Consider the following 15,929-nt stretch of genomic DNA (forward strand, 5'->3'; position numbering starts at 1 on the left):
TAAAATCGATCAAAGTTGATATGGGATCAGTTGGAACTTTCGATCTTTTTGTAATCGTTTGTCTTTTTACGAAAGCCGCGATCCATTTTTCTCTCATAGTTCTAGGGATAAGCTCTGTTCATGTCGCGGAAAAGCATCGATTTGCGTGCGCCGCGATGCCGAAAAGCGCGCGATTCGAAACGCTGTTAACCTTAATGGTTGGTAATTATCACGATTGGCCCTGCGCGTGGTTGAGAAGCGCTTGCGACAGGCGTAAAACGGTTGCGGGAAGCTGGAACCATTATGATAAAGTTGTTGCGTAAATTTCTCGACGTCGGATCGGAAACCGGTGTGGCTGGCATGCGTAGTCGTGTGGATATCGATCCCAAGGCGTTTTCCGCGATTTATGCGGTGGGAGATGTGCATGGTTGTTATGCTGAGTTGCTGGAAGCGGAATGCCGTATCTTGCACGATGCCGGCAGTATCGATGGTCCCAAGCTGATTGTCATGCTGGGCGATTATGTCGATCGCGGGCCGTCCTCGCGCCGGGTGATCGATCATCTGATGGCGCCGCTGGCGCCCGGTTTCGAGCGGGTGTCGCTGTGCGGCAATCACGACGATGTGTTCTGCCATTTTCTCGACGATCCTTCAGCGGGACGGCGCTGGCTGGATTTTGGCGCGGCGGCCACGCTTTATTCCTATGGCATCGATATCGATCACGCTTTGCACCAGGCCGGCAGTTTCAAGGGGCTCTCCTCTGAACTGGCACGGGCCATTCCTGAAAGCCATTATACCTGGCTGAAATCCCTACCGGTCATGCTCAAGGCGGGGCAATTTCTGTTCGTGCACGCAGGCCTGAAGCCGGGCGTCGCGCTGGAAGCCCAGGCCGACGAAGATCTGATGTGGATTCGCGAACCCTTTCTCGGTCGTGGTCCGGAGCTGCCCTATACGGTTGTGCATGGACATACCCCGACCGATGCGGTCACCTTCGGCAAGAACCGGATCGGCATCGATACCGGTGCCTATGCCTCAGGACGCCTCGCCGTTTTGCGGATTGCCGATGGACATACGAGCCTGATCTAGAGTTTGCCCTTAGCGGGCAGTGGTTTGCGGTTTGCCCCATTCGGCCAGCGCAATGCCGCCGATCACCAGGCTGAGCGCCAGCATGTGAAAACCTTCCAGCTTTTCACCGACCACGGCGACCGACAGGATGGTGCCGAACACCGGCACAAGGTTGATGAACAGGCCGGCCCGGTTGGCGCCGATCATGTTGACCCCTGATATATAGAGTGTTTGCGACACCAGGGATGGCAGGAGCCCGCAAAACAGGATCAGCGCCCAGCCGGTGGTGTCGGGTGTGATCAGGCTGCCATTACTGGCTTCCCAGGCGACCAGCGGCAGGGAGGCCAGCGCTGCCCCGAAGGCCAGGGCTGCCATCAGCGTCTTCCAGTGCAGTTCCGGCTTCCAGCGCAGCGCCACGGTAAAGATCGCATAGCAGAGCACGGCCAGCAGCATCAGTGTATCGCCGAAATTCAGCCGCAGCGACAAAAGCGCCATCAGATCGCCATGGCCTGCCGTCAGCGCCACGCCAATGAAGCTGATCAGGAAGCCGGCAATCTGGATGGCGGAGGCGGCAATCCGAAACAGCAGGAAATTCAACAGGAAGATCAGCACGGGAATGCCGCCCTGCTCAATAGCGCCATTCACGGCGGAGGTGTATTTCAGTGCCGAATAGAGAAAGCCATTAAAACCGGTATAGCCGATAGCGCCGAGCGCCAGCAGCAGGGGAATATGACGGCGGATCACGGGCCAGTCCGCTTTGATCTGGCGGGAGGACACGGCCAGCAGCAGCGTCAAGGCCAGCGACCAGCGGCCAAGATTCAGCATCATCGGGCTGATATGGCCAACGGCCAGCTTGCCCGCCACGGCATTGCCGCCCCAAAACAAGGTTGTCAGCACCAGATAGGCATAGGCTCTGATTTGCATCTGATCGTTCAACCTCTGCGCGTCGCCAATTTCGATGCAGTGTGACTACTGCATAATTCCTGAAACCGGAATCGATTTCAGGAATTATGCAATCGTAAAATTGTGTTGCACCGTCATATGTCTCTGCCATGCAAAAAGCCGGATTAACGCGCATAAACGTGTCGCTTTCCGCAAAACAACACAGTATAGATGCGCGGGTTTGGGGACGCGCAGGCGCGAAAACGCGCTGCCTTGACTGGAAACCTGTTCAGAACGATCTGCTTCAGGGAGAATGGCGGCGCGCAGCAGACAGAACGTGTGACGGCTTACGGCTTTATCAACCGCCAGCGCTGTCGCGAGGCGAGGTTACGCTTGAGGCGTAAAGACAGGATTTTGAAATGACGAATGTCGTGGTGGTTGGCTCCCAATGGGGTGACGAAGGCAAAGGCAAGATCGTGGACTGGCTGTCGGAGCGCGCTGACGTGGTCGTGCGCTTCCAGGGTGGCCATAATGCCGGTCATACCCTGGTCATCGACGGCATTTCCTATAAATTGTCGCTGCTGCCCTCAGGCGTTGTGCGCCCCGGCAAGATGGCGGTGATCGGCAATGGTGTCGTGGTCGATCCGCATGCGCTGCTTGCCGAAATCGCCAAGCTGGCCGCCCAGGGCGTCACTGTCACGCCTGACAATCTGCGCATCGCCGACAACGCGACGCTGATCCTGTCGCTGCACCGCGAACTGGATGGCATGCGCGAAGACGCCGCCACCAATAGCGGCACCAAGATTGGCACCACGCGGCGCGGCATCGGCCCGGCTTACGAAGACAAGGTTGGTCGCCGTGCCATCCGGGTGATGGATCTGGCCGATCCGGAAGGTCTGGCCGAGAAAGTTGCCCGTATCCTGCCGCACCACAACGCGCTTCGCCGTGGTTTTGGCGCGCCTGAGGTTGAACATTCGACGATCATGGAAGAGTTGCTGTCGGTGGCCGACAAGGTTCTGCCTTTCCGCGAAACCGTCTGGCTGATGCTGGACAAGGAGCGCCGTCGTGGCGCCCGTATCCTGTTTGAAGGCGCGCAAGGTTCGCTGCTCGATATCGACCACGGCACCTATCCCTTCGTCACCTCGTCCAACACGGTCGCCGGTCAGGCTGCGGCAGGTTCCGGCATGGGGCCAGGCTCGCTTGGCTATATCCTTGGCATTACCAAGGCCTATACGACCCGCGTTGGCGAAGGCCCGTTCCCGACCGAACTGACCGACGAGATCGGCCAGTTTCTTGGGGAAAAAGGTCATGAATTTGGCACGGTCACCGGTCGTAAACGCCGTTGTGGCTGGTTCGATGCGGCGCTGGTGCGCCAGTCGGTGGCCACCAATGGCATTACCGGCATCGCCCTGACCAAGCTCGATGTTCTCGATGGACTGGACGAGCTGAAGATCTGCGTCGGCTACAAGCTGGACGGTGTGGAAATCGACCATTTGCCGGCTGCCCAGGCAGCCCAGGCACGGGTCGAGCCGATTTACGTGACGCTGGAAGGCTGGAAGGAATCCACCGTCGGCGCGCGTAAATGGGCCGATCTTCCGGCCCAGGCGATCAAATATGTCCGCCAGGTGGAAGAGCTGATCGGTGCGCCGGTTGCCCTTCTGTCCACCAGCCCGGAACGCGACGACACCATACTTGTGACCGATCCATTTGAGGATTAAGGTTAGAGTTGAATTAATTTGTCTTGTCGGCCTGGGCCGGTGATCACGAGAAAGTACGGATGGCAGATTTCGTAGCAGTTATTCGGCGCGCCGTTGATGGCCTGTCGAACAATACCCCGGAAATGCGCGTAAAGGTGTATGAGAAGGCTCGTGGCGCAGTGATGCGGCAGCTGGACAATATGACACCCAAGCCGTCGGAAGACATGCTGCGCCGCCAGCTGGACAAGCTCGACGCCGCGATTGCCGAGGTCGAGGCAGATTATGCAGAGGCTCTTCCTGCGGTGGAAGAGGATGCCTATGAGCCGGAGCCGGTTTATGAACCAGCACCGGCTTATGAACCTGAGCCGGAACCAGAACCCGTTCACCATGAACCGGAGCCTGTTGAGGAACCGGCGCATGAGCCCGAATACGTGCATCAGGCCGAACCTGCTCATGAGCCGGAGCCGGCTTATGTTCCTGCCCCAGCACCTGTCTATGTGCCTGAACCAGATCCTGAGCCGGTTTATGAACCGGAGCCTGAACCTTATAAGCCAGAACCAGCGCGCATTCCGCCTGCTATTTGGGAGAATGAAGAGCCTGTTCTTCCAGCCGTGTCTTCTGCGCCCGCGGCCCCAGCGCCAGCCGTAAAGCCTTCGGCGCCCCAGAAACATTCGATGGACGAATGGCTGGAAAGCCATTTGGAGCCGACCCCAGCTCCGCTTGCACCTGTCCATTCCTTTGAAGCACAGCCGCAGTCGCGCCAGGAAGAGGCAGAAAAGCCCGCAGTCTACCCCGCCATTCCACCGGCACGCCAGCCGGTGTTCGATGAAGCCGAGGCGCTGGGCGCTTTCGACGCTTTCGTGCGCGACAACAAGCAGCCTGCGGCGCAGGGTGGCTCCTTCTCGCAAACTGCTCATGAAGATCCGAAGCATCTTCTGGACTGGAGCGACAAGCATCAGAACGCCAGCTTTGGCACGCCTGCCGGTCAGGAGTCCGGAAACGATGAAAAGGCCGTTCGCAACGGAGCTTCCGCCAGCAAGGCAGGCGAAGATCCTGCCTGGTTCGATGATTTCGTCGCTGCACAGCCTGTGCCACCGGCGGCAGCTAAAAAGCAACAGCGCGCCGCCGCGCCGGACCGAAGCAATTCTTCGGAAGACATGGCAGCCGTGCTGGCAAAGGCCAACAGGAAGGCCGGGCTGCGCACTAAGAAATCCCGTCGGACCGCGCCTTACATCATCACTGGTGTGCTGATCCTGTTGATCGGCGGCGGTGGCTACTACGCCTATGCTCATCGTGACAATCTGCCGGGTGCCATCGCCGGGTTGAAGCAAACAGTGACAGGATTGTTTGCCTCGAAGGACTCTACACCAGCATCCGCACCGTCCTCGCAGACGGGCAGCGCGGATGCCGGAAAGCCGGCCACCGTTCCGGCGTCAACCGGCGATGCCGGGGCTGCGGGGCAGAAATTCACCCAGAAGCTGATGCCTGATGGTACGGAAGTGGATGAGGGGGCCTCAAACGCTGCCGCCAATAGCGGTGAGGGCCGTTCGGTGGCCCAGCAGAATGGCGGGGCCAATCCGGCAGCGCCAGTGTCCGGCGGTGCGGCCAGTGCGCCAGCCACCACCACGCCTGTGCAGGGTGCGCCCTTTACCGTGCCGGAAAATGGCCAGAAGGCCTATCTCTATGAAGAGCGTCTCGGCCAGACGACGCCGACCACCGTGCAGGGCTATATTGTCTGGGAAGCCCGACATGAGACCGGCGACAGCGGCAAGCCGGAACCGGAAATCCAGGGCAAGCTGACGATCCCTGAGCGGGGGCTGACAGCGCTGATTACCTTCAAGCGCAATACCGACAGCTCGCTTCCCGCTAGCCACCTGATGGAAATCGTCTTCTCGGTGCCGCAGAATTTTGAGGGTGGCGGCATAGACAGCGTCCAGCGCGTTGCGATGAAGGCAAGCGAGCAGGATCGCGGCGATCCGATCGTGGCGGTGCCTGCCAAGATCACCGACGACACGTTCATGATTGCCTTCAACGATTTTGCCGAAGTGGTGGCCCGCAATGTCGATCTGTTGCGCAGCCGTGACTGGATCGACATTCCCGTCACCTATCGCAACGGTCGCCGTGCGCTGATTACCCTCGACAAGGGCGCCGCTGGCAAGCCGATCTTCGACAGCGTCATCAAGGAATGGGCGGCGCTCGGCAACAATCGCAGCGGTGGGTGATCACTGTCGCAGACTAGTAAACTCGGCCTTGCGCCGAGCAGCGTCTGATCTGAGATGTCACAAGGGCCTATCCGTGTTTCTTGTAAACACGGATAGGCCCTGTCTATTTCTATTGATGAATTTTAAGCGATTCCAACACCTACCGCCTATGTTCCGGCAGTTCCGGTGCGACCTGCTTATGATTGAAGACGAACAGCAGCAGTGCCAGGGCAGCGATACCACCATGAACGAAATAGGCGAGCGAATAGCCGCCTTCCTGGGTGAGCCAGCCGGCGACGACATTGCTGGAGGAGGCACCGATGCCCTGGACGGTCATGACGGCCCCTAGGCCAACGTTGAAACGACCGGAGCCGGACAGAATACGTTCGGCGGCAATCGGCGTGGCGATGCCGATCAAGCCAGCGCCGATGCCATCCAGGATCTGCACCGGATAAATGGCGGCGAAGCTGGAAAAGCTACCAGCAATCATGCCCCGGATAGGCAGAGCCATCAAAGCGATAAAAAACACCGACCGCAGTCCAAACCGGGCAATCATCCAAGGGGCGGCGCAGGCGACGACGATCATCGCCAGTTGCGAGACGCCTGTCGTGATGGCGGTGGTCTTGAAGGGACTGTCGAGCTGGATGGAGAAATTCTGGGCGATCAATCGGCTGATCGGCGCATTGCCGAAATGGAAGATCATCAGGATGAGGGCGAGTACGATCAGCCCGCGACTATGCACCAGCATGGAATAGCCCGAAGGCTGGGCTACGGTGTGGTCCTCATCCTCAGCCGATCTGTCCTTATGACTCAGCCCGCGGGCAACGTCCTGGTCGATTTCCTGGGGCCGGATTGCCAGGACCGCCGCGATGGTGGCAAGCGCCGAGGCGATCATCAGCCAGACAACGCCGTTCTGGCCGAAATAGCTGGTGAGGACGAAAATGCAGACCAGTGAAAACACATTGCCGGTATGGTTCCAGACTTCATTGCGGGAGACCTGGTCGGAAAAAGCTCTTTCCCCGACCAGTCCTAGTGTCATCCCCATCAGGGCTGGGCCGATCACCGCGCCCACCAGGGCCGTTGCCGATTGTCCGCCGAACACTGCCAGATTGTCGGGGCTCGCCAGCGTCCACAGTGCGGCGGCTGTGACGAGTGTGACCGGCAGGATGATCAGGCTCCGTTTATAGGGGCTTGCATCGACAACCGCGCCAAACAGGGGCGTGACCACCATGCCGAGCACGCCACCCATCGTGGCGATGATGCCCAGCGTCATCGGCGACCATCCATGGGTTGCCAGGAAGCCATCGAGGAAGGGGCCCAGCCCGTCACGGGCATCGGCGAGGAAAAAGTTGAGGAAGGCAAGGGCAATAAGCGAGCGGCGGCTCGCGGAGACAATCTTGGACTGTGCGATCACGGGCGCGCTTTCGGAAAGGTTGAAAAATCAGCAGTTTAGCATGAATAGGCAGGAGCAGGCGCCTCGTTAATTTGCCAAATGCAAAATTGTTCCATGCCGCTTGCTCTTTGCGTATCCTGGACTAAATGGGAGATCTGATCCGCCGCCGGTTCTCGGCGTCTGCCTGCCTGTCCTTTCCTTGGCCTTCGTTCCGGCCGCGTCTTTTTCGGATGTTTCATGACCGCGACTTACCTGACCTGGGCTGTTTCCGCCCTCTCCGTTCTGGGCGTTATCAGCCGGCCCTTTGGCTGGCCGGAGGCGATCTGGGCTGTGCTTGGCGCCATCGTGCTCCTGGGCCTGGGTGCGATCGGCTTCGGCGCGATCGGCATCAACGATGCCTGGGCAGGCGTTGCCAAGGGTTATGATGTCTATCTGTTCCTGATCGGCATGATGCTTTTGTCGGAACTGGCCCGGCGCGAAGGCCTGTTCGACTGGCTGGCGGCGCTGGCGACGCAAAGGGCAAAGGGGTCGCCGCTCAGGCTGTTCGTGCTGCTCTATGGTGTCGGCGTTCTCGTCACTGCCTTTCTCTCCAACGACGCGACGGCTGTGGTGCTGACCCCTGCGGTCTACGCGGCAACCAAGGCGGCCAGGCTCAAGAACCCGATGCCCTATCTGCTGATTTGCGCCTTCATCGCCAATGCGGCGAGTTTTGTGCTGCCGATTTCCAATCCGGCCAATCTGGTGATTTTCGGCGGTGGGGAAATGCCGCCGCTCTCCACCTGGCTTGCCACATTTGCGCTGCCCTCGCTGGTGGCCATCGTCGTCACCTTCGCCATGCTCTATTGGAGCCAGAGACGCGCCATCCACGCCGAGGTGATGGATCGGCAGGTTGAGACGCCGCATCTCTCCCACAGCGCCAAGCTGGCCGGCTGGGGGCTGATCCTGACGGCTGTCGTGCTGATGGCGGCGTCGGCGCTGGGGTTGGACCTTGGACTGCCGATCTTCATTGCCGGTGTACTCACCACTGTGCTGGTCCTGGCCCTGAGCGGGCAGGGACCGGCTGAGACGCTGAAGGGCATGTCCTGGAGCGTGCTGCCGCTGGTGGCGGGCCTGTTCGTGCTGGTCGAGGCGCTGGACAAGACCGGGCTGACGGTGCTGCTTGCCCGTTATTTGTCCGAGGCTGCCGCAGCCGATGCCAAGGCAGCGGCCATGGGGGCAGGCCTGCTGGTCGGCTTCCTCTCCAACCTCGTCAACAATCTTCCAGCCGGTCTGGTGGCCGGTGCAACGGTGCAAGGCGCTCATGTCGGCAGCACTGTTTCCGGTGCTATGCTGATCGGGGTCGATCTTGGCCCCAATCTGTCGGTGACCGGTTCGCTTGCCACCATTCTCTGGCTATCGGCGCTCAGGCGCGAAGGCCTGCATATGGGCGCGCTGGAATTTTTGAAAATCGGCGCTGTCGTGATGATCCCGGCGCTGGTTCTCTCGCTGCTGGCGCTGGTGGCGGTGGCAGGGTAGCTTTCAGCCGAAAAGCCGCTTCTCGCCCATTTTGAACCAGGCCCTGGCGATCTTTCCGTGCTCAATCTCGTAAAGGCAGAGAACGTCGATCTCGCCCTTGCCCTCCGGGAAGTTGCGGGTGACGCATTCAATATCAGTGACCATATTGCCAGTGATGTGGCGGGCAATCAGCTCGCCATGCAGGTCCGGCTCACGGAAGCGCTCAATGTGGCGGCTGCGGATCTCTGCGATGCCGTCCGCCAACAAAGTATCGGGAAAGGCATAGATCCGGCAGTCCGGTGCCCAATGCTGCATGAAACCGTCGATATCCTTGGCGTTATAGGCATCGAGTTGCCTTGCGACCGGTTCGATGATGTCCTGCCCGGCGCTGCTGTCAGTTTCACTGTCAAAAGACGGAATGGCCGTCACGATTGGCTCCTTTCGCGCCAACACCACCTTCAAAAAGCAGCGTTGAAACAAGGTTTTGTTAATTTGGGGGCCTCTGGGGCAGCTTCATGGCCGCGACCGGCTTTTAGCTTTCCGCCGTGCTGATCGGTCCGCTGTGAATAGTGTTTTCCAACCAGAAACAATGGCGTAGAAAAGATCGGCATCCATCCATTCTTCTCTGACCGTGTCGGATAAGTCGTCAGGCGATTCTGCATTCGAGAAGGCAATGATGCGCACATGGCTTCCCACGTCGAACTGTAAGATATGGCTTCCGTCATCAAATGCCTCATCTCCATCGGGAGCCCATATTGAGCCACTCGAGTGTAAGGTATTGACGAACTGGTGCTGCGAAAGCCCGAAGTAATTCGTTCGCGGACGATCTCGATAAAGAGCATCAAGGTAAGCGACAGCCACGTCGGCGGCCTTAACATCGGCTAGCCTATCAAACACATGCGTTCCGCGCCGCTGCAACCTATGTTCTACCTGGTTGAAAGAGCATCCAAGCAAGGATGCGTCAGGCTGCCTCACTCCGAATATTCGTCCGCCAACGTGAATGACAAAGAAACCCAACGCCAATTGGGAAGGGCTTTCCACTGCATCGGTGATGTCGCTTTCGATCGCAAAAACGCGGCAATCACCTACAATCATCCATTAACCTCGTTGTCTTGGCCTCATCACGAACCGAACAAACCTGCGCAGCGCGACTTTGACAACCGTGCCTAACAGTCCGTCCAAGAATCGCCGCTGGCCGTCTGCAAATGGCAATTTCTGCGCTTCCGGTACTCACGTACGTTAAGTACGCTCCGTTCCGGTTCTCAAAATCACCATTTTCGCCAGACCAGCAGCAATTCTTGAACAGACTGTAAGGGCAGGCCATAAGGCTTTTTGTTTTAATTGGCGCTGGCGTCAGGACTCGACGACGCGCAACGCCTTGGCCTGTTCCAGTGCGTCCTTCTGGACAGCATCCTGGACTTTTTCAAAAGCGCGCACTTCGATCTGGCGCACCCGTTCGCGGCTGATGTCGAATTCCGATGACAGTTCTTCCAGCGTCACCGGCTCCTCGGCCAGGCGGCGGGCGGCGAAAATGCGGCGTTCGCGGTCGTTCAGCACGCCCATGGCGCGTGACAGCATGTTGCGCCGGGTTTCCAGCTCATCCTGCTCAATCAGCGTGTCTTCCTGGCTGTCATGATCGTCCACCAGCCAATCCTGCCACTGGCCGGATTCACCTTCGCTGGCGCGGATCGGCGCGTTCAGCGAGGCATCGCCCGACAGCCGGCGGTTCATGGAAATCACTTCTTCCTCGCTGACCTTCAGCTTGGTGGCGATCTCCGTGACCTGGTCCGGTTTCAGGTCGCCTTCTTCGATGGCCTGGATCTTACCCTTCAGGCGGCGCAGGTTGAAGAACAACCGCTTCTGGTTGGCGGTCGTCCCCATCTTCACCAGCGACCAGGAGCGCAGGATATATTCCTGAATCGAGGCCTTGATCCACCACATCGCATAGGTGGCAAGCCGGAAGCCGCGTTCGGGATCGAATTTCTTGACAGCCTGCATCAGGCCGACATTGCCCTCAGAGACGACTTCGCCAATCGGCAGGCCATAGCCGCGATAGCCCATGGCAATCTTCGCCACGAGGCGCAAATGGCTGGTGACAAGCCGGTGCGCTGCATCGCGGTCGCCATGCTCTGCATAGCGCTTGGCCAGCATGTATTCTTCCTGGGGTTCCAGCATCGGAAACTTGCGGATCTCATCCAGGTATCGGTTCAGTCCGCCTTCACCGGCGGTAATCGAAGGCAAGCTATTGCGGGCCATAAAGCACCCCCTTTATCCATGAGCTTCCCAATGCCAAACGGGCAAGCTCTATCATGCGGATTTCCTCATCCCGCACGAAATCCTATGTCACATAAGTGTGGCATAGCCGGGATTCAAGCGCACCACGCCGGTCACGATTGATTTACGAGCGGAATCGGAACAAATCCTCATCGGCATCCTTGCAACCGGCAATCCGGGCCGAGACAATGTCCGACGCGATGGTCGAAAACGTGATGCCATTGCCGCCAAATCCCATCACAACATGCACATGGCTGGTGCCGGGGACGCGGTCGATGATCGGCAGCCCATCCCGCGTCGTGCCGAACGGCGCCGACCAGCCATAGGCGATGCTGTCCATCTCGATACCGGCGAGATCCTTCAGTTTTTGCCGGATCGTTTCGAATTTACGCAGTGCCTTGGCCGGGTTCTGGTGGGCGAGCGGATCGTCCTCATCTTCGCCACCAGCAATGATCCGGCCATCTGGGGTGGAGCGGAAATAGAGATAGGGCTCGGACGCTTCCCAAACGAGATGGTCGTCCAGCCAGTCCGGCCTTTGGGCGTTCGGTTCGGAGGCGATGGCCCAGGTGGAAATCACCTGATGCAGGGGACTTTCCATCATTTTTAGATATTCATAGCCCGTACAGGCGATAAGGTCTGCGGCACAGAGCAATGTACCGTCCGCTGTTGCCACTATAACCCCATCGCGGGTTTCCCGGATGGCGGTAATCGCCAGCGGTGAGACGACTTCCACGCCGCCTTGCTGGGCAGCCTTCAGCAGGCCAGCCGTCATCTGGGCCGGATTGGCGCTGGCCGAGCAGGGGGAGAGGATCGCGCCCGTCCGATCGATGCCGAACCGCTCCTTCACCTGCGCACCGCTCAGATACTCGGCGTCCAATTGCGCTTCACGGCGCAGTTCCGCTTCAGCGGCAAGCGCGCGGTGGCCCATCTCATCGCCCGCCAGGAAAAGGCTGCTGCGCTGTTGGAACTGACAGGTAATGCCAAGCTTGTCGACGCGCTCCCTCAGGCTATTAACGGAGGCTGCCGAGCGCCTCCAGGCGCGCATCGCCTTCTTGGCCCCGATCGCTTTGGACAATTGCGATAGCGGAATATCGATTTCGTGCTGGATCATCGCGGTGCTGGCCAGCGTGCTGCCCCGGACGGGTTCACGCCGGTCCACCACCAGAATATGGCGGCCATCCGCCGCCAGCGTCTGTGCCATCAGGGCGCCGCTGATCCCGGCGCCGATAATGATCACATCGTAATCGGTGCGCGCCGGGGTATCGCGGCTCTCAACCACAATATTCGGTGTCGCAGCCCAGAAAGATTTGCCATCGTGCAGATCGCGCGATTTTCCGACTGCTTGTTTGGTATCCATATTCGCCCCTTGCCCGGTTGACGCCTGCCCAGTTCAGAACTGCTGTGCAGCCATGTCGGACACGCGCTAACGTTTAACGGGGCAAAGGGTTCACGCGATACCGCGCAGCGCCTCGATAATTGTTTCCATGTCGTCAGGGATGGGCGCTTCGAAGTGCATGACGTCGCCGGTGGTCGGGTGTTCGAAGGCCAAGAGATAGGCATGCAGCGCCTGGCGATTGAAATTATTGACGATGGCTTTTGCAGCGTCCGGCAGCAGGTTGGCCTTGGTCTTGAAGGCCGCGCCATATTCGGGATCACCGATCAGCGGATGGCCGATATGGGCCATATGCACCCGGATCTGGTGGGTGCGTCCGGTTTCCAGCCGGCATTCCACCAGCGAGGCGAGGCAGGTGGCATCCGGCTTTTCACCATAACGCTCCATCACCTGATAATGGGTGATGGCTTCGCGCGCGTCATCGGTATCCTCGCGCTTCACGGTGCGCTTGGTGCGGTCACCAGCCCGGCCAAGGGCGGCGTCAATGGTGCCGCGCAGCCCACGCGGACGGCCCCAGACGAGAGCCTGATAGGCCCGTTCCAGCGGGCCGCTGCGGCCATGGTCGGCAAATTGGTCGGCCAGATGCCGGTGGGCGATGTCATTCTTGGCGACAACCATGACGCCAGAGGTTTCCTTATCCAGCCGGTGGACGATGCCGGGACGCTTCACCCCGCCAATGCCGGAGAGACTGTCGCCGCAATGGTGGATCAGCGCATTGACCAGCGTGCCGGTCCAGTTGCCAGCACCCGGATGCACCACCAAACCGGCGGGCTTTGACAGCACGATCAGGTCCTTGTCCTCGTAGAGCACGGTGAGCGGAATATCCTCGCCCTTGGGTTCGGGATCTTCGGGCTCCGGCATGGCGATCACCAGCTGGTCGCCGGGCTTGATCTTGCGCTTCGGCTCGGTAACGGCTGTGCCATTGACGAAGACCGCGCCTTGCTCGATCAGGGCCTTTACCCGGTTGCGCGACAGGTCACCGCCAAGGCTTGCCGCCAGCCAGGCATCCAGACGGCCTTCGGCGTCCTCACCGGCAATCAGCTCTTTCCTTGGCTCGCCTGCTTGTTTAAAGGGGTCTGTCATAGCGCATCCTGTCTTTCGGCCCTTGTGGCCGAGGCCCAATGGGCGGCAGAGCAGCTCCATCAGGGAAAGGTTTAAGTTTCATGAGCCAAGTCGAGACCGACGAACAGAAAGACAAGCCGCTCGATCCGGTGCTCGAAAAAGTTCGCCGCAAGATGGTGCGTTTGCAACTCGTCTCGGCGGCCATCATGTTTGTCAGCCTTATGGCGGTGTTGGCCGCCGTTGTCTACAAGGTCAAACACGCACCAGCGCCGGAAAAGACGCAGGCGGGTGGCCTAACCATCCCCTCCGACCAGCCGCTGTCGCTGGCTGCGCGTCTGCCTGCTGGTTTCAAAGTGACGTCCACGGCGCTGTCAGGCACGCAGATCCTGTTTTACGGCACCACAGCCGAAGGCCAGTCCAAGGCCTACGTGTTTGATCTGTCAGTGGGCCGGATGATCGCGGACGTCGCGATTACGCAATAGGCCTTCAAACGCATGGTCCAATTCGTCACCATCACCGATCCGCAGGACCCACGCATCGCTGCCTTTAGCAATATCCGCGAGCGCGACCTGACGGGGCGTGAGGGCCGGTTCATTGCAGAAGGCACGGTGGTGCTGCGCATGTTGCTGGCGGCGCATTTGGCCGGGCGTGGCATTCGCGCTGAAGCGCTGCTGCTGTTGGAAAACCGGGTGGCGGGTCTCCAGCCGCTTCTTGACCAATGGCCGGACGATCTGCCGGTCTACGTGGCAAGCGCTGCCGTGCTGGATGCAATCGCTGGCTTTCACCTGCATCGTGGCGTGCTGGCGCTGGGCAGCCGGCTCACCGCGCCCGATGCCACGCAGCTGATTGCCAGCTTGCCGCAACGCGCCCTGGTTCTGGTCGGCTGCGGCATTTCCAATCATGACAATGTCGGCGCGATGTTTCGCAATGCCACCGGCTTCTGTGCCGATGCGGTGCTGCTGGATGAGACCAGTTGCGACCCGCTGTATCGTAAGGCGCTGCGGGTTTCGGTCGGCTCGGTGCTGACCATGCCCTATGCGCGCGAACACAGCGCCCTTGCGCTGTTGTCGGCACTGGATGCGGCTGGCTTTCTGGTGGCGGCGCTGACGCCGTCAGGCACAACGGAGATCGGCGATATTGCCACCGGGCTTGGTAACCAGCAAAGGCTGGCGCTCGTGGTCGGCACAGAAGGCGAGGGCCTGCCCGCTGACGTGCTTGCCCGGTTCATGACCGTGCGGATCGCCCAGTCACCGCAACTCGACAGCCTCAACCTCGGCACCGCCAGCGGCATCGCGCTGCACAGTGCGGCGCGGGCGCTGGCAAAATTGGGGTAGGGGCGTGGCGGTGGCCCCTCATCTGGCTGCCCCATCCTGTTCTGCGAGGCGATAGGCTCAATCGTTCAGAAGATCCGGTGCTACCGCCCTGATCCGGTCCAGCAGTGGTTGCGGCGCATCGGCGCTGGGGACAGGGTGTGCCAGCAGGGCCGGGATCGGCGATGGTTCGCCTTCCTTGCGGGCGGTGAACACGATCATCCCGGCGGCGATTTCGGCGATTTGCGCGCGCAGGGCCGAGTCTTCCTCGACACCATCGCCAGCAAGCAGCCGGGAATTGAGCGCTTCGCTGCGCTGGCGCAAGTCGTCGGCAAGCGTTTCGAGTGCTTCGGGCGTGGGGTGCTGCATGTTCAGCGGGCTTTCGCTCATTTGGCGACCTGTTGCACAGGGGTTTCAGTCTTTTGCAGGCGTTCAAGCCGCTCCTCCAGCCTCAGCACCTTGTCTTCCTCCTGGAGAAGCCCTTGCTCTGCCTTCTGGGCGCGGCTGGCGGCGGCCTTGGCCTCGTCGCGCAATGTCTCGCGTTCGGTGCGCAAATCCTGGATGCGCAATTGCAGGTCTTCTGTCTGGTGCTTGTGGCTGGCGGTTTCCCGATTGCGGGCAGCCAGGTCCGCCTCCAGGCGGGTCAGCTTGACGGTTAGCGCCTCGATGTCGAGATCGCGGCTGGCGACCATCGCTTCGTGGCGCTGTAGCGTGGCTTTCAGCTGTTCCATCTGAGCCTGGTTCTGGCGAAGTTCGACGCGCAATGCTCCTGCCTCATTGCTCATGGCGTGGATCTGCTCCTTCAGGGCATCTTCGGCTCCAAGCGCGCGGATCGCTTCCGCCTGGGCCTGATCGGCGGCGGCCTTGACGGAGACGAAATACTCCCGCTCGCGGCGAAGGTCATAGGACAGTTTCGCATTTTCGGCGGCATAAACGGCGCGGACCATGTCCTTCTGGGCACGGACTTCTTCCGGGCCGAGAGGGGCGGTGGCCCGCAGACGCCGTTCGGTATAGGCAACGATGCGGCCATGGATGGCAGGGCTGATCAACGCCGCCAGAAGCGCTGCGGCGGCAAATCCCAATGCAAAGAGCAGGGCGTATTCGATCACGGCGGTGCCATATCCGTTAGAGCGGTTCCCAAAGTGTCAGATGACGGTCCAGATGCGCATTCTGTAAACCAAA

General features: G+C 60.0%; 15 protein-coding genes. 6 read left to right on the forward strand and 9 right to left on the reverse strand.

All coding sequences use genetic code 11. From position 1 onward, the window contains the following. Window positions 1–282 precede the first annotated feature (282 nt). The gene (locus H1Y61_RS06010) at window positions 283–1,062 is read left to right on the forward strand and encodes a metallophosphoesterase family protein (RefSeq protein WP_180574018.1); all 780 of its coding nucleotides are present in this window, start codon (window positions 283–285) and stop codon (window positions 1,060–1,062) included. A gap of 9 nt (window positions 1,063–1,071) precedes the next feature. Here H1Y61_RS06010 and H1Y61_RS06015 read toward each other — a convergent pair whose 3' ends face one another. Continuing rightward, window positions 1,072–1,965 carry a DMT family transporter gene (locus H1Y61_RS06015; protein ID WP_180574019.1) on the reverse strand — a complete coding sequence of 298 codons (894 nt, stop codon included), beginning with the start codon at window positions 1,963–1,965 and terminating at the stop codon, window positions 1,072–1,074. A gap of 377 nt (window positions 1,966–2,342) precedes the next feature. Here H1Y61_RS06015 and H1Y61_RS06020 point away from each other — a divergent pair, with 377 nt between their 5' ends. Together H1Y61_RS06020 and H1Y61_RS06025 are read left to right on the forward strand one after the other, a co-directional pair. Beyond that, a complete protein-coding gene (locus tag H1Y61_RS06020) occupies window positions 2,343–3,641 on the forward strand; it encodes an adenylosuccinate synthase (protein WP_156554528.1) in 1,299 nt (432 codons plus the stop codon). 59 nt (window positions 3,642–3,700) lie between these two features. Continuing rightward, window positions 3,701–5,842: a hypothetical protein gene (locus tag H1Y61_RS06025; protein ID WP_180574020.1), complete on the forward strand. Its 2,142-nt coding sequence runs from the start codon at window positions 3,701–3,703 to the stop codon at window positions 5,840–5,842. A gap of 139 nt (window positions 5,843–5,981) precedes the next feature. Here H1Y61_RS06025 and H1Y61_RS06030 read toward each other — a convergent pair whose 3' ends face one another. Continuing rightward, complete coding sequence (locus tag H1Y61_RS06030) at window positions 5,982–7,235, reverse strand: MFS transporter (protein WP_235680843.1); 1,254 nt, start codon at window positions 7,233–7,235, stop codon at window positions 5,982–5,984. Window positions 7,236–7,451: 216 nt separating this feature from the next. Here H1Y61_RS06030 and H1Y61_RS06035 point away from each other — a divergent pair, with 216 nt between their 5' ends. Continuing rightward, entirely contained in the window at window positions 7,452–8,729 is a 1,278-nt protein-coding gene (locus H1Y61_RS06035) for an arsenic transporter (protein WP_180574021.1), read from the forward strand. Window positions 8,730–8,732: 3 nt separating this feature from the next. Here H1Y61_RS06035 and H1Y61_RS06040 read toward each other — a convergent pair whose 3' ends face one another. The 5 genes from H1Y61_RS06040 to H1Y61_RS06060 all read right to left on the reverse strand — a co-directional run bounded on the left by H1Y61_RS06040 (window position 8,733) and on the right by H1Y61_RS06060 (window position 13,458). After that, the gene (locus H1Y61_RS06040; protein ID WP_235680844.1) at window positions 8,733–9,137 is read right to left on the reverse strand and encodes a nuclear transport factor 2 family protein; all 405 of its coding nucleotides are present in this window, start codon (window positions 9,135–9,137) and stop codon (window positions 8,733–8,735) included. An 84-nt stretch (window positions 9,138–9,221) separates the two neighbouring features. Beyond that, window positions 9,222–9,803 carry an Imm42 family immunity protein gene (locus H1Y61_RS06045; RefSeq protein WP_180574022.1) on the reverse strand — a complete coding sequence of 194 codons (582 nt, stop codon included), beginning with the start codon at window positions 9,801–9,803 and terminating at the stop codon, window positions 9,222–9,224. A gap of 258 nt (window positions 9,804–10,061) precedes the next feature. After that, the gene (rpoH, locus tag H1Y61_RS06050; RefSeq protein WP_174111562.1) at window positions 10,062–10,964 is read right to left on the reverse strand and encodes an RNA polymerase sigma factor RpoH; all 903 of its coding nucleotides are present in this window, start codon (window positions 10,962–10,964) and stop codon (window positions 10,062–10,064) included. Between the two features lie 142 nt (window positions 10,965–11,106). Further along, the gene (locus tag H1Y61_RS06055; RefSeq protein WP_180574023.1) at window positions 11,107–12,339 is read right to left on the reverse strand and encodes an NAD(P)/FAD-dependent oxidoreductase; all 1,233 of its coding nucleotides are present in this window, start codon (window positions 12,337–12,339) and stop codon (window positions 11,107–11,109) included. 90 nt (window positions 12,340–12,429) lie between these two features. Beyond that, window positions 12,430–13,458 carry an RluA family pseudouridine synthase gene (locus tag H1Y61_RS06060; RefSeq protein ID WP_180574024.1) on the reverse strand — a complete coding sequence of 343 codons (1,029 nt, stop codon included), beginning with the start codon at window positions 13,456–13,458 and terminating at the stop codon, window positions 12,430–12,432. An 80-nt stretch (window positions 13,459–13,538) separates the two neighbouring features. On the opposite strand from H1Y61_RS06060, the gene H1Y61_RS06065 reads away from it, so the two are divergent. Together H1Y61_RS06065 and H1Y61_RS06070 are read left to right on the forward strand one after the other, a co-directional pair. Beyond that, complete coding sequence (locus H1Y61_RS06065; RefSeq protein ID WP_174111559.1) at window positions 13,539–13,919, forward strand: hypothetical protein; 381 nt, start codon at window positions 13,539–13,541, stop codon at window positions 13,917–13,919. 12 nt (window positions 13,920–13,931) lie between these two features. Continuing rightward, the gene (locus H1Y61_RS06070) at window positions 13,932–14,771 is read left to right on the forward strand and encodes a TrmH family RNA methyltransferase (protein ID WP_174111558.1); all 840 of its coding nucleotides are present in this window, start codon (window positions 13,932–13,934) and stop codon (window positions 14,769–14,771) included. Between the two features lie 57 nt (window positions 14,772–14,828). Here the strand turns inward: H1Y61_RS06070 and H1Y61_RS06075 are convergent, their stop codons facing one another. Further along, the gene (locus H1Y61_RS06075; RefSeq protein ID WP_174111557.1) at window positions 14,829–15,137 is read right to left on the reverse strand and encodes a hypothetical protein; all 309 of its coding nucleotides are present in this window, start codon (window positions 15,135–15,137) and stop codon (window positions 14,829–14,831) included. Continuing rightward, window positions 15,134–15,856: a hypothetical protein gene (locus H1Y61_RS06080; RefSeq protein ID WP_180574025.1), complete on the reverse strand. Its 723-nt coding sequence runs from the start codon at window positions 15,854–15,856 to the stop codon at window positions 15,134–15,136. Before H1Y61_RS06080 ends, H1Y61_RS06075 begins: the two co-directional genes overlap by 4 nt. Window positions 15,857–15,929 lie beyond the last annotated feature (73 nt).

The organism is Agrobacterium vitis (assembly GCF_013426735.1).
Lineage (GTDB): Bacteria > Pseudomonadota > Alphaproteobacteria > Rhizobiales > Rhizobiaceae > Allorhizobium > Allorhizobium vitis_D.